Source organism: Flavobacterium sp. LPB0248 (assembly GCF_013388355.1).
In the GTDB taxonomy this organism is placed as follows: Bacteria; Bacteroidota; Bacteroidia; order Flavobacteriales; family Flavobacteriaceae; genus Flavobacterium.
Map to the genome: position 1 here is coordinate 3,773,894 of NZ_CP058246.1, position 14,760 is coordinate 3,788,653.

Sequence of the window (14,760 nt, forward strand, 5' to 3'; positions counted from 1 at the left end):
TTATATTGGGAATTTGAAATTAATTTTAAAACCTCTTTGCAAGTTGGTGTCAAAATTAAGAGTTCCTTTTATTGTTTTAATACGGTTTTCCACATTTTGTAGTCTTTTTTCTAAAATATTATTTTCTGATGTAATTTCACTGCTGTTATCAGTATAATAAATTATTAAGTTTTTGTCTATTTCTTTAGCAACAATACTTACTAAACTTGAACTATTAGATTTTTTCATATTGAATAATAATTCTTGTAAAATTCGGTAGAGTATTATTTTTTTATTCTTGTCAACTTTATTCCAAGAAATTGAGTCTAAGCCATTAAGGATAATATTTACATCTTGAGTTTTATATTCCGAAATCATTTCCTTCAAGACAGACAAGTATCGATCGTCAATAGGAACTTTGCTGTTTTCTCGCGATATATTTCGAGTTTTCGAATAGATATTATTTAAATTATTCAACAGTTTTTCTTTATCTTCCTTGTTTTCTACATTGTTATTCTGAACAAATAATAATGTTTGATATATATTTGAGTTAAGCTCACTATGCAGTTTCTGAGATATTCTCATTTCACTTTTAAGGATAATGTCGTTCTTTTCTCGTTTGCCTTTAGTAGTAATATAAAATATTAAAAAAAGTATAATAAATAGGCTTAAAGAAATTACAACATAAGAAATATAACTTCTGTTTTTTTGTCTTTGCAATTGTAACTCTTTTTCTGCTTTTTGATTTTTGAGTTCAAAGTTTTCGTTTTTATCTTTCTGTGAGGCGTATATTAAATCAGCAAATTGATTTTTTGCCATTTTTCTGCTTAAAGAGAGGCTATCATTTTTTCTAGTAAAAATTTTCCAGAGTTTTTTTGAATTTTCAGGCTTGTCCATTTCAATTAGTTCGCCTAATCTGTCGATCTCATTTCCAACTGATTTTGCTCGTTTTGCAGCATAATATGATTTCTCTGCATAAAATTTTTTTAGTTCTGGATTATAGTATTTTGAGTAATATTTATAATAACCAAAATAGTTGGCAATTAGCTCAAAATCATTGTTATATGGAATAGTTAATTCTAAACTTTCGTCAAGGCACTTTAAAGCTTGTTCTTTATGATTTCCAAGGCCTATGTAGGAAAGAGCTAAATTATACAATATGGCTGAACGTACAATGTTTGTATTTGAAGGTGTGATTTTATCTGCAATTTTGCACTTAGATATTGGCTCTAATATGTCTTTAGCTTCTTGATATTTTTCTTGTTGAACATAAACAAATGCAATTTCAGATAATATTCGTGCTTTTCTAAATGTGGATATTGCTGTTTTTAAAGCTTTTCTATGATAGTATAGTGCCTTTTCGTTATTATAAGTATAAGAATAGTTGTAAGCCATAAACGTGTAAGCATTGATGGCATACTTTTTACTAGATGTTTTTTCTAAATAAGGAAATGCTTTTATAAGTGTTGTTTCTGCTTCGTAAAAATTGCCATATCGTTGCAAGATTTCAACTATGTAGTTTAATGATTCAACATATGCATCTGGATAATCTTCTTTTGGCTCACATAGCAATTGCGTTTTGTTAAAGTAGAAATAAGCGCTATCAAATTTTCCATCATTAAAAAAAGTATGTGCTTTTTCTAATGTTTTTTTTATTTTAATTGTGCGGTCGACTTTTAGGTATTTCTTTTGTTGTTGTTCTGTTCCAGAAAACTGTATGAAAAAAAGAATTGCTAGAATCAAACTAATGATTAGCAGACAAAAAAGAATGATTTTTTTTTGAAAAAGGGGATGCAGGTTTTTAATCATTACGCAGGAAATTTAATTAAAACCTTAAAACCTTTTCCAAAATCTGAATGAATTTCGACCTTGCCTTTTATGGCTAGAATTCGATTCTCAATATTATGCAAGCCATTTTTGTGTACCATTTTGTTTGAATCAATTCCTTTGCCGTTGTCAGTATAATTGATTATAATAGTATTGTCTCTTTTCTTAAAAGTTACGGCGACCAAAGTGGCGTTACTATGTTTTTTCATGTTTACCAACAATTCTTGAATAGTTCTGTAAACAGATACTTTTTTAATTTCATCCAATAGATCCCATGAAATTTCATCTAATCCATTTATTAGGAGGTTCATTTGAGGCGTATTAAATCCAGAAATCATCTCTTTAAGTGAAATTATAAAATTTTGACTGCTCAAAATCGAATGATTTTCCATCGATACATCTCTTGTTCGAGAATAAATATCATCTAGCTTTTTCAGTAAATGATTTCGGTTTTCTTCAGCAGAAAGATTCCTATTCTCAACAAAAGCTAGCGTATGATAAATATCATTAGCTAATTCGTCATGCAGTTTTTTTGAAATTCGCGTTTCACTTTGATAAGTTGCTTCAAATTTTTGACGATTATTTCGTGCAGTTAAATAGTAATAAATAAATACGATCAAGGATGATGCAAATATGATTATGATATATGAAATAATATTTTTGCTTTCCTGTTTTTCTAATTGAAGTTCGCTTTTGATTTTGTGAGCCTTTAGTTTTAAGTTTTCATCTTTTTCTCTTTTAGAATCATATTTCATTTTTGCAAATTGATTTTTTGCTTTTTGTCGGAAGGCATAAATGTGACGATTCTCTTTTATGTAAAGAAGAGCCTTTTCTTTTGTCTCTGCAGGAGAAACAGTATTTTCTATAATATATTTTAAAGCTAATAAGCGATCATTGGTATTGCCGGACAATGTGTAGTTTTTATAGCTTAATTTGGCATACATCATCGATAAAGCCTTATTGTTGCGATAATATTTGGCAAGATTATAGTATGTTTTGCCTAAACCATCTTCGTGTTTTGCTTCAGAGTTTATTTGTATGCTCTTTTGAAAAAAAGCCAAAGCTTTCGAATTCTTGAGTTTGAAATAACAAATGCCAATATAATCGAGTATTTTGGAATAGTATATTGGTTTTTGCTGTACAATTTTTTCTTTGCTTATTGATAAGAAAATTTGCAATGCTTTATTGTATTTGCCTTGGTTGAGATAAATAGTGGCAATATTGTTTTTTGCTTCAAGCACATTGATTCTGTCTACTTTCAAAGCAAATGCTTTAGAATAATAGTAAATTGCATTTGGATAATCATAAGTGTAATAATAGTTCCTGCCTAAAACACTGTAAATATTCCATTTGTGATTTGGATCTTTAATTTTATTTAAATAAGGAATTACCTCTGTTGCAGTCTTAGTGCTTCCAATAAAATCTTCGTGGTCTTGTTGGATTTCGGCCATGTAGTACATGCAGTAAACGTAGTTTTTGGCATCTTCGTTTGGATTGCATTTCGTTCTAGCTCTGTTGTAAAAATAAAATGCGCTATCAAACTTTTTATTCTTGTAAAATGAATCAGCTTCATTAATAATTTTCTCTATTTTGACCGTATTATTTGGATTGTCTGCTGTAAAGTTTTTTCTCTTCTGACAGGCAAAAAAAAGTGTAAAAATTAGAATTGTATAAAGTAAAAATGGTATTCCTTTTGGTATCATGCGCCAAAAATAAATAATTCCAGAAACCATGAAAGAGTATAAATACGGTATTTTCAATTATTTTCAATCTTTATTTTTTTTAATTCTGATTATTAAATAAATACGAAAAGCCCTTTTTGTATAAGGGCTTTCAGATGCTAAAAGGTTGTAAATATTCTCTTTATAAATTATGACGCACGCATTCCTGTTGCAATTCCTATTCTATTCCAAGCATTAATTGTGATAATCGCTAAAATAATTTCGGCAAGGTATTTTTCGTCAAATAATTTGGCTGCATTTTGATAAACTTCTTCAGAAACGTGATTGCTTATTAAAGTAATTTCTTCGGTCAAAGCCAATATTGCTTTTTCTTCTTCAGAGTAAAAATCAGCTTCACGCCAGGCGCTCAATAAATAGATGCGTTCTTCTGTAACACCTAATTTTCGAGCATCAGCAGTATGCATGTTGATACAATAAGCACATCCATTTATTTGCGACGCTCTAATTTTGATTAATTCTTTGTGCACTGGAGATAATGATGTTGATGCAATATATTTTTCTAAACCTAACATGGCTTGATAAGCTTCTGGAGCAACCTGTGGGATAACAATTCTTGATTTCATTTTTATATGTTTTAAAAGTTCATTACAAAGGTCAGTAATCAATAATTTTAAAAACTTGAACTACTTCAAGAAATTCAAATCAGACTTTTCCCGCTCTTATTTTACTCATAAATTCCGCAGAAAAATCTAAGTAGGAGGCAAGCATGTATTGAGGAACGCGTTGCACAAAATCTGGGAAGTTGTCATTAAAATGATGATATCTTTCTTCGGCAGACATTGTGAACAAGAATTTAATTCGCATTTGTGTTGCGCCAAAACTTTTTTGAGTAACGATTCTAAAGTATCTTTCAAGATTTGGAATTTCAATTAGTAACGACTCCAAAACGTTTTTGTCAATAGCAATAACTTCTGAGTTTTCTACTGCTTGCAAATAAAAGCTTGATGGGATATGATTGTGGTAACTCAAATAATCAGTAATCCACCAGTTTTCAATTCCAAATTGAAGTGTTTGCTCAGTACCTTTAGAATTGATTATATATTGACGCATACAGCCTTTTACAATAAAATACATGGTATTGCAGATTTGGCCTTCATGCAGTACATGTTCTTTTTTCTTAATCTGCGAAAGATTAAGACAAGATTCTAATAAATCAATCTCAGAATGTGCGAGATCAATAAACTTTTGAATATGAAGAATAAGTGCGTTTTGCATTTTTTTAGTTACTTTAAAGTAAAAGTAATTCATTAATTGGTACTTAACCAAAACTTGTTGTAAAAACAAAAAAACCATTCGAGTTAACGAATGGTTTCTTTTATAATAAGTAAGTAATCTTAAATTGAGTTTATAAAACGTTTATTTTACTTTATTAAGAATAGCTTTGAAAGCTTCTGGGTGGTTCATAGCTAAATCTGCAAGAACTTTACGGTTCAATTCGATTCCGTTAGCTTTAACTTTCCCCATGAATTGAGAATAAGACATTCCTTCTAATCTAGCTCCAGCGTTGATACGTTGAATCCATAATGAACGGAAATTTCTTTTGTTTTGTTTTCTATCGCGGTAAGCGTAGCTCATCGCTTTCTCTACTGCATTCTTAGCAACTGTCCAAACGTTTTTACGTCTTCCAAAGAAACCTTTGGCTTGCTTCATTATTTTTTTTCTTCTTGCTCTTTTAGCAACTGAATTTACCGATCTTGGCATAATTTTAATGTGTTTTTGTAGCAGGCGTCCTGAATTAAATCAAAGGAACTTAAAGCCATACTCCAAGGTTATATAAATAATTTTTTAACCTAAAGAATTATTAGATAATTCTTAATTGTTGTTTGATGCTTTTCATATCTGTTGAGTGAACTAGCGCTGAGTGTGTCAAAGCTAATTTACGTTTTTTAGATTTTTTAGTCAAGATGTGACTTTTAAAAGCATGCTTTCTTTTAATTTTTCCAGAGCCAGTAACTTTAAAACGTTTCTTAGCGCTAGATTTTGTTTTCATTTTAGGCATTTTTCCTAGTGTTTTAATTTATTCTTACTTACTTATTTTTTTGTTTCAGGTTTAAAGTTTCAAGTTCTCTGACTGAACACTGAGACTGAAAACGGAACACTATTTCTTTTTCTTCGGAGCAATGAACATAATCATTCTCTTTCCTTCCAAAACAGGCATAGCTTCAACTTTACCATGTTCTTCTAAATCCTGAGCAAGACGTAATAATAGAATCTGACCTTGATCTTTGTAGATGATAGAACGTCCTTTAAAGAATACAAAAGCCTTTAATTTAGCTCCTTCTTTTAAGAATTTTTCAGCGTTCTTTCTCTTAAATTCATAATCATGCTCATCAGTTTGAGGACCAAATCGAATCTCTTTTACAACAACCTGAGAAGATTTAGCTTTTAATGCTTTATCTCTTTTCTTTTGTTCGTAAACAAATTTCTTGTAGTCCATGATTTTACAAACCGGTGGTTCAGCGTTTGGCGAAATTTCAACCAAATCCAGCTCAAGCTGATCAGCTAAACGTAACGCGTCTGCTATTTTAAAAACCCCAGGTTCAATGTTTTCACCTACAAGACGTACTTCAGGAACACGAATAAGATTGTTTATTCTGTGCGCATCTTTTTTTTCTACTCGAGGTTGAAAACCTCTGTTACTTTTTATTGCTATGACTTTCTAATTTAAGTTAAACTGTAAATACTTTTAATGTCTTTTTTATTTCTTCGTCTACAATCGAAGCAAATTCTTCGATAGAAACTGTGATATTGCCTTTTCCTTCTTGTCCGTGACGGCGAATAGAAATTGTACCGTTTTTCTCTTCTTCCTCACCAACGATAAGCATAAATGGAATTTTCTGCATCTCTGCATCTCTAATTTTCTTACCGATAGTTTCGTTTCGGTTGTCAATTAGGGCGCGAATTTCGTGATTTTCTAGCAAATCTAAAACTTTTTTAGCATAATTTTCGTATTTCTCGCTCAAAGACAAGATAATAGCCTGCTCAGGCATTAGCCAAAGTGGGAAATTTCCTGCTGTATGCTCTAGTAAAATTGCTATAAAACGTTCCATAGATCCAAAAGGAGCTCTGTGAATCATAACAGGGCGATGTAATTCATTATCAGCACCTTTGTAAGTCAATTCAAAACGCTCAGGTAAGTTATAATCTACCTGAATTGTTCCTAATTGCCATTGTCTTCCCAAAGCATCTTTTACCATGAAATCTAGTTTCGGACCATAAAATGCAGCTTCACCATATTCTACAACAGTATTAAGACCTTTGTCTTTTGCTGCATTGATGATAGCATTTTCGGCTTTCTCCCAATTTTCATCTGTACCAATGTATTTTTCTCTGTCTTCCTGATCTCGTAATGAGATTTGAGCTGTAAAGTTTTCAAAACCTAATGAACCAAATACATATAATACAAGGTCAATTACTTTTTTGAACTCTTCATCCAATTGTTCTGGAGTACAGAAAATATGTGCGTCATCTTGAGTAAATCCTCTAACGCGTGTTAAACCATGTAATTCACCAGATTGCTCGTATCTATAAACAGTTCCAAATTCAGCATAACGCTTAGGTAAATCCTTATATGACCAAGGTCTTACATTGTAAATCTCACAGTGGTGAGGGCAGTTCATTGGTTTTAATAAAAATTCTTCACCTTCTGCTGGCGTATGAATTGGTTGGAAACTATCAGCTCCATATTTAGCATAGTGACCAGAAGTTACATAAAGTTCCTTTTGACCAATGTGCGGACTAACAACTTGCTCGTATCCAGCTTTCTTTTGCGCTTTCTTTAAAAATTGCTCCAAACGATCTCTTAAAGCAGCACCTTTAGGCAGCCATAATGGTAAACCTTGTCCCACTTTTTGAGAGAAAGCAAACAATTCAAGTTCTTTTCCTAATTTACGGTGATCACGACGTTTTGCTTCTTCAAGAAGTTCAAGATATTCAGTCAAATCTTTTTGTTTAGGGAAAGAAGTTCCGTAAACACGAGTTAACTGTTTGTTTTTCTCATCACCTCTCCAGTAAGCACCAGCAACGCTCATGATTTTTACGGCTTTGATAATTCCAGTGTTTGGAATATGTCCACCACGACATAAATCAGTAAAAGTAGCATGGTCGCAAAATGTGATAGTCCCATCTTCAAGATTAGAAATTAATTCAGTCTTGTAAACGTTGTCTTTATACATTTCCAATGCTTCCGCTTTAGTTACTGGACGCATTTTAAAATCAAACTTTCCTCTTGCAATTTCAAGAATACGGTCTTCGATCTTTTTGAAATCAGCTTCAGAAATTTTCTGATCTTCAAAATCTACATCATAATAGAAACCATTAGCAATTGCAGGTCCAAGAGTTAATTTAATTCCTGGGTACAATTCCTCAAGAGCTTGAGCCATTACGTGCGAAGTCGAATGCCAGAAAGCTTTTTTACCTTCAGCATCATTCCAAGTATATAGTATAAGATTACCGTCGGTCGTCAATGGAGTCTCGGTTTCAATAGTTGTACCATTAAAAGATGCAGAAATCACGTTTCTAGCAAAACCTTCGCTAATGTTTTTAGCGACCTCCATTGGAGTTACGCCTTGAGCGAACTCTCTAATTGACCCATCGGGTAAAGTAATCTTGATCATTGTTTATAATTTTGTGAATGCAAATATACATGATTACAAAAATACATACAATATATATATGTAGAAGATTGCTTTATTATGAGTAAGAGCGTTTTTCCTTTGTAATCCTTCGTTTTTTTAAATCCTATCGGGTTTGCTTTTTGTACATATATAAGTATAGAAGCTTTGATATAATATATATGAGTCATGACTTGATGGCTGCGATTGTTCTGCTGAGCGCGGCTGAAGCGTTTTTGAATTGTCATGTGTCTTAATAGGGAGCTGTTTCCCGCTATGCGCTCCAATCTTTTGCTTTTTAAAGAAAAAAGCAAAAGGATTTCCGCTCCTATCGGGGCTAGGGCATCGGTTTTCAGAAGAAATGATGTTTGGTGAAGATGAATCCTAAGCAGAATAGAGCCCAAAAAGGGAAAACTTGGCGCCTTTGCAGCTTTTCGGGATCAGAAAATGCGTTTTAAGGAAGCCTTAAATGCTGTCTTCTTTCCAAAAAAGAGGGTTAGAGCCTAAAAATCCGATAAAATCTGCAGATGGAAACGTCCTGAAATCATGAAAACCGCGGCGCAGTTCAGAAAAAGGCTACGGAAGGGCAAAAAACTTTGAGGTGTAAACCATCCGTTATCAGAGTGTTAAGAAAAAAGGCGAAAAAAGATGTGAAAAACCCGGTAAAAAAGCTTGGAAAAGCGGAAAAAGGTTCTACTTTTGCACCCGCAACAGCGAAAGGTGCTCTTCGAAATACTGGCAGGAAGGAAGGATCTGAAGGAAAGAAATTTTCAGAAAAAAAGATTCGGAAAAGCTTGCGAGATTAGAAAATGCTTTTTACATTTGCACCCCGCAAAACACGGAAAGTTCATTGAAAGATTGGAAGAGGAATTGAGAGAATGAGGCGAAAAAAAAGCTTCAAATTTTTTTTAAGTTTTTCTTGCAGGAAACAAAAAGAAGTTTTAGTTTTGCACCCGCTTTGAGAGATAAGCGAAAGACAAAGAAATTACGTTCGTAGACATATTGAATTGACAGCCGTCTCGTTTAAAACGAGACAGAAGAATAAGAGCAGTAGAATCGTGAGATTCGAAAAAGAACCGATAGGAATAGCATCGAATAATAATATTAAAATATACGATGAAGAGTTTGATCCTGGCTCAGGATGAACGCTAGCGGCAGGCTTAACACATGCAAGTCGAGGGGTAGAGCACTTCGGTGCTTGAGACCGGCGCACGGGTGCGTAACGCGTATGCAATCTGCCTTTCACAGAGGGATAGCCCAGAGAAATTTGGATTAATACCTCATAGTATTATAGAGTGGCATCACTTTATAATTAAAGTCACAACGGTGAAAGATGAGCATGCGTCCCATTAGCTAGTTGGTAAGGTAACGGCTTACCAAGGCAACGATGGGTAGGGGTCCTGAGAGGGAGATCCCCCACACTGGTACTGAGACACGGACCAGACTCCTACGGGAGGCAGCAGTGAGGAATATTGGTCAATGGGCGCAAGCCTGAACCAGCCATGCCGCGTGCAGGATGACGGTCCTATGGATTGTAAACTGCTTTTGTACGGGAAGAAACACTCCGACGTGTCGGAGCTTGACGGTACCGTAAGAATAAGGATCGGCTAACTCCGTGCCAGCAGCCGCGGTAATACGGAGGATCCAAGCGTTATCCGGAATCATTGGGTTTAAAGGGTCCGTAGGCGGTCTGGTAAGTCAGTGGTGAAAGCCCATCGCTCAACGGTGGAACGGCCATTGATACTGCTGGACTTGAATTACTGGGAAGCAACTAGAATATGTAGTGTAGCGGTGAAATGCTTAGAGATTACATGGAATACCAATTGCGAAGGCAGGTTGCTACCAGTGGATTGACGCTGATGGACGAAAGCGTGGGTAGCGAACAGGATTAGATACCCTGGTAGTCCACGCCGTAAACGATGGATACTAGCTGTTGGGAGCAATCTCAGTGGCTAAGCGAAAGTGATAAGTATCCCACCTGGGGAGTACGTTCGCAAGAATGAAACTCAAAGGAATTGACGGGGGCCCGCACAAGCGGTGGAGCATGTGGTTTAATTCGATGATACGCGAGGAACCTTACCAAGGCTTAAATGCAGACTGACCGATTTGGAAACAGATCTTTCGCAAGACAGTTTACAAGGTGCTGCATGGTTGTCGTCAGCTCGTGCCGTGAGGTGTCAGGTTAAGTCCTATAACGAGCGCAACCCCTGTTGTTAGTTGCCAGCGAGTAGTGTCGGGAACTCTAACAAGACTGCCAGTGCAAACTGTGAGGAAGGTGGGGATGACGTCAAATCATCACGGCCCTTACGCCTTGGGCTACACACGTGCTACAATGGCCGGTACAGAGAGCAGCCACCTCGCGAGGGGGAGCGAATCTATAAAGCCGGTCACAGTTCGGATCGGAGTCTGCAACTCGACTCCGTGAAGCTGGAATCGCTAGTAATCGGATATCAGCCATGATCCGGTGAATACGTTCCCGGGCCTTGTACACACCGCCCGTCAAGCCATGGAAGCTGGGGGTGCCTGAAGTCGGTGACCGCAAGGAGCTGCCTAGGGTAAAACTGGTAACTAGGGCTAAGTCGTAACAAGGTAGCCGTACCGGAAGGTGCGGCTGGAACACCTCCTTTCTAGAGCCCAAAGTGTTAGCTGAAAAGCACGCTTGGGAAATAAGATGCCTGACTAAAGGTTTGGGATTGAAGATTGTATTGCTCTTGCTGTTAATTTAAAAAAAATGATAAAACTTAAGTAAAACAGAGTCTCGTAGCTCAGCTGGTTAGAGTACTACACTGATAATGTAGGGGTCGGCAGTTCGAGTCTGCCCGGGACTACTATTTGACTTGAGAAAGGAAATTCTGGAAGTTGGAATTCACCAAAAGAAATTAGAGAAGAATTAAGAAATCTAAAATCTGAATTCTGCAATCTAAGATTGAAAAATGGGGGATTAGCTCAGCTGGCTAGAGCGCCTGCCTTGCACGCAGGAGGTCAACGGTTCGACTCCGTTATTCTCCACGAAAGCGAAAGCTTAAAAGTTCATTGACATATTGAGATAAGAAAATAATAAGAAAGTAGAAAGCGTTTTTTACAATTCTATTGTAAAAAACAAAACAAAACGGTCTTGTTTTAAGTAACAAGATTGGTACAATAAGCAAAATAAGGGCGTATGGGGAATGCCTAGGCTCTCAGAGGCGATGAAGGACGTGATAAGCTGCGAAAAGCTGCGGGGACTGGCACACACAGATTGATCCGCAGATATCCGAATGGGGCAACCCGCTATATTGAAGATATAGCACACCGATAGGTGGGCAAACCCGCTGAACTGAAACATCTAAGTAGGCGGAGGAGAAGAAAACAAAAGTGATTCCGTAAGTAGTGGCGAGCGAACGCGGATTAGCCCAAACCAGGATTGTTACGGCATTGCTGGGGTTGTAGGACCGCGACATTTCTTGCATGAAGAATTAGAATCTGCTGGAAAGCAGGGCCATAGAGAGTGATAGCCTCGTATAAGTAATGAATGTAAAGGATAGCGGTATCCTGAGTAGGGCGGGGCACGTGAAACCCTGTCTGAATTCGGCGGGACCATCCGCTAAGGCTAAATACTCCTGAGAGACCGATAGTGAACCAGTACCGTGAGGGAAAGGTGAAAAGAACCGTGAATAACGGAGTGAAATAGATCCTGAAACCATACGCCTACAAGCGGTCGGAGCCCTTTAGTGGGGTGACGGCGTGCCTTTTGCATAATGAGCCTACGAGTTAACGCTGCTGGCAAGGATAAGTGGTTAAGCCATGGATCCGCAGCGAAAGCGAGTCTGAATAGGGCGCTTTAGTCAGTAGTGTTAGACGCGAAACCGTGTGATCTACCCATGGGCAGGTTGAAGCTGTGGTAACACACAGTGGAGGACCGAACCGGTTGACGTTGAAAAGTCTTCGGATGACCTGTGGGTAGGGGTGAAAGGCCAATCAAACTCGGAAATAGCTCGTACTCCCCGAAATGCATTTAGGTGCAGCGTTATTTTAGTTATACAGAGGTAGAGCTACTGATTGGATGCGGGGGCTTCACCGCCTACCAATTCCTGACAAACTCCGAATGCTGTATAATGATTGATAACAGTGAGGGCTTGGGTGCTAAGGTCCAAGTCCGAGAGGGAAAGAACCCAGACCATCAGCTAAGGTCCCCAAATATATGCTAAGTTGAAAGAACGAGGTTTGTCTGCCCAGACAGCTAGGATGTTGGCTTGGAAGCAGCCATTCATTTAAAGAGTGCGTAACAGCTCACTAGTCGAGCGGACGAGCATGGATAATAATCGGGCATAAGCATATTACCGAAGCTATGGATTTGCAGGCAACTGCAAGTGGTAGGGGAGCATTCTGACAGGGCTGAAGGTATCTCGTAAGGGGTGCTGGACCGGTCAGAAAAGAAAATGTAGGCATAAGTAACGATAATGCGGGCGAGAAACCCGCACACCGAAAAACTAAGGTTTCCACAGCTATGCTAATCAGCTGTGGGTTAGTCTGGACCTAAGGCGAACCCGAAAGGGACAGTCGATGGCCAACGGGTTAATATTCCCGTACTTCTTATTGCTGTGATGGGGTGACGGAGTGATGAAAGCGCCGCGAACTGACGGAATAGTTCGTTAAAGCACCTAGCTATAGGCTCTATAGGCAAATCCGTAGAGACTGGTGAAATGCGATAGTACTCGGAGTCTTCGGACAAAGAGATAGTGCGCCTAAGGGCTTCCAAGAAAAACCTCTAAACTTCAGGCAATAAGAACCAGTACCGTAAACCGACACAGGTAGTTGAGGAGAGAATCCTAAGGTGCTCGAGAGATTCATGGCTAAGGAATTAGGCAAAATAGACCTGTAACTTCGGGAGAAAGGTCGCCCCGAGCAATCGGGGCCGCAGTGAAGAGGTCCAGGCGACTGTTTATCAAAAACACAGGGCTCTGCAAAATCGTAAGATGAAGTATAGGGCCTGACACCTGCCCGGTGCTGGAAGGTTAAGAGGAGATGTTATCTTCGGAGAAGCATTGAATTGAAGCCCCAGTAAACGGCGGCCGTAACTATAACGGTCCTAAGGTAGCGAAATTCCTTGTCGGGTAAGTTCCGACCTGCACGAATGGTGTAACGATCTGGACACTGTCTCAGCCATGAGCTCGGTGAAATTGTAGTAACGGTGAAGATGCCGTTTACCCGCAGTGGGACGAAAAGACCCTGTGCACCTTTACTATAGCTTAGTATTGACCTTGGATAAATGATGTGTAGGATAGGTTGGAGACTGTGAAGTGGCGTCGCCAGGCGCTGTGGAGTCATTGTTGAAATACAACCCTTTGTTTATCTGAGGCCTAACCCCGCAATGTGGGGGACAGTGCTTGGTGGGTAGTTTGACTGGGGTGGTCGCCTCCAAAAGAGTAACGGAGGCTTCTAAAGGTTCCCTCAGTACGCTTGGTAACCGTGCGTAGAGTGCAATGGCATAAGGGAGCTTGACTGAGAGACATACAGGTCGATCAGGTACGAAAGTAGAGCATAGTGATCCGGTGGTTCCGCATGGAAGGGCCATCGCTCAAAGGATAAAAGGTACGCCGGGGATAACAGGCTGATCTCCCCCAAGAGCTCATATCGACGGGGGGGTTTGGCACCTCGATGTCGGCTCGTCACATCCTGGGGCTGGAGAAGGTCCCAAGGGTTGGGCTGTTCGCCCATTAAAGTGGCACGCGAGCTGGGTTCAGAACGTCGTGAGACAGTTCGGTCTCTATCTACTGCGGGCGTTAGAAATTTGAGTGGATCTGATTCTAGTACGAGAGGACCGAATTGGACTAACCTCTAGTGTATCTGTTGTCCCGCCAGGGGCACCGCAGAGTAGCTACGTTGGGAAGGGATAAGCGCTGAAAGCATATAAGCGCGAAACCCACCACAAGATGAGATTTCTTTTAAGGATCGTGGAAGATGACCACGTTGATAGGCTACAGATGTAAAGGCAGTAATGTCATAGTCGAGTAGTACTAATAATCCGTAAGCTTATGTACGCCCTTTTCCCCCGATGAAAATCGGGGGAGGAAACTTTCTAAAATATTCTTCTTTTCTTTATCTCAGTATGTTAAAATATTATTTTAATTATTAATTGTAAATTGTCAATTATTAATTGAAAAGATTGCCCAAAGCAATTGTAACTTCTTAAGGTGGTTATTGCGGCGGGGCTCACCTCTTCCCATCCCGAACAGAGAAGTTAAGCCCGCCTGCGCAGATGGTACTGCATCATTGTGGGAGAGTATGTCGTCGCCTTTCTTTTGAAAACCCTATCCAAATCGGATAGGGTTTTCTGTTTTTGGGCTGTTTTGGAAAAGGTGCCTGCAGGCAGGGGGCAATAGCCGCATATAGGCCGTATGCCGCGTTAGCGATGGAAGCGGCATCCTTTTGCGGGACACCTAAAAGCTCTTTCCTTCTTATCCTTCCCCCGCAAAAGATACAGCGGACAGCGCGGCCCGGAGGGAAACGCCATAAGCATCTGAATTATAAAGTCCATAAGTGTTAAATTATAGTCAATTGTTGGCGGTTAAATATTGATAGTTTAGACTTTTTGGATTTGAATGAGTATTTTTGTGTTT

The 14,760-nt window shown here is 38.4% G+C and carries 8 protein-coding genes, 2 tRNA genes and 3 rRNA genes; 5 read left to right on the plus strand and 8 right to left on the minus strand.

Annotated features, from left to right (window positions below; translation table 11 throughout):
- The 8 genes from LPB248_RS16075 to thrS form a co-directional block, all read right to left on the minus strand.
- The gene (locus LPB248_RS16075) at positions 1–1,788 is read right to left on the minus strand and encodes a tetratricopeptide repeat-containing sensor histidine kinase (protein ID WP_177212323.1); all 1,788 of its coding nucleotides are present in this window, start codon (positions 1,786–1,788) and stop codon (positions 1–3) included.
- Positions 1,788–3,509, minus strand: a complete 1,722-nt coding sequence (locus tag LPB248_RS16080) for an ATP-binding protein (RefSeq protein ID WP_255462960.1) — start codon at positions 3,507–3,509, stop codon at positions 1,788–1,790. The genes LPB248_RS16075 and LPB248_RS16080 overlap by 1 nt, the downstream gene beginning before the upstream one ends.
- Before the next feature lie 167 nt (positions 3,510–3,676).
- Positions 3,677–4,111 (minus strand): carboxymuconolactone decarboxylase family protein, encoded by a 435-nt coding sequence (locus tag LPB248_RS16085; RefSeq protein ID WP_177212324.1) that lies wholly within the window; start codon positions 4,109–4,111, stop codon positions 3,677–3,679.
- Between the two features lie 79 nt (positions 4,112–4,190).
- Positions 4,191–4,763 (minus strand): Crp/Fnr family transcriptional regulator, encoded by a 573-nt coding sequence (locus LPB248_RS16090; RefSeq protein WP_177212325.1) that lies wholly within the window; start codon positions 4,761–4,763, stop codon positions 4,191–4,193.
- A gap of 141 nt (positions 4,764–4,904) precedes the next feature.
- Positions 4,905–5,249, minus strand: coding sequence for a 50S ribosomal protein L20 (gene rplT / locus LPB248_RS16095; protein ID WP_008464948.1), 345 nt, complete (start codon positions 5,247–5,249; stop codon positions 4,905–4,907).
- A 100-nt stretch (positions 5,250–5,349) separates the two neighbouring features.
- The gene (gene rpmI / locus LPB248_RS16100; RefSeq protein ID WP_007810722.1) at positions 5,350–5,547 is read right to left on the minus strand and encodes a 50S ribosomal protein L35; all 198 of its coding nucleotides are present in this window, start codon (positions 5,545–5,547) and stop codon (positions 5,350–5,352) included.
- A 99-nt stretch (positions 5,548–5,646) separates the two neighbouring features.
- Positions 5,647–6,201: a translation initiation factor IF-3 gene (gene infC, locus LPB248_RS16105; RefSeq protein ID WP_111286002.1), complete on the minus strand. Its 555-nt coding sequence runs from the start codon at positions 6,199–6,201 to the stop codon at positions 5,647–5,649.
- 16 nt (positions 6,202–6,217) lie between these two features.
- The gene (thrS, locus tag LPB248_RS16110) at positions 6,218–8,164 is read right to left on the minus strand and encodes a threonine--tRNA ligase (RefSeq protein ID WP_177212326.1); all 1,947 of its coding nucleotides are present in this window, start codon (positions 8,162–8,164) and stop codon (positions 6,218–6,220) included.
- Positions 8,165–9,274: 1,110 nt separating this feature from the next.
- Here thrS and LPB248_RS16115 point away from each other — a divergent pair.
- The 5 genes from LPB248_RS16115 (at position 9,275) to rrf (ending at position 14,440) form a co-directional block, all read left to right on the plus strand.
- Positions 9,275–10,788: ribosomal RNA gene (locus LPB248_RS16115) — 16S ribosomal RNA — on the plus strand.
- 127 nt (positions 10,789–10,915) lie between these two features.
- Positions 10,916–10,989: transfer RNA gene (locus LPB248_RS16120), tRNA-Ile, on the plus strand.
- A gap of 107 nt (positions 10,990–11,096) precedes the next feature.
- Positions 11,097–11,170: transfer RNA gene (locus tag LPB248_RS16125), tRNA-Ala, on the plus strand.
- A 130-nt stretch (positions 11,171–11,300) separates the two neighbouring features.
- Positions 11,301–14,181: ribosomal RNA gene (locus LPB248_RS16130) — 23S ribosomal RNA — on the plus strand.
- 149 nt (positions 14,182–14,330) lie between these two features.
- Positions 14,331–14,440, plus strand: a 5S ribosomal RNA gene (rrf, locus tag LPB248_RS16135).
- The 16S, 23S and 5S rRNA genes sit together here with 2 tRNA genes alongside, the layout of an rRNA operon.
- The last annotated feature ends 320 nt before the right edge of the window (positions 14,441–14,760 follow it).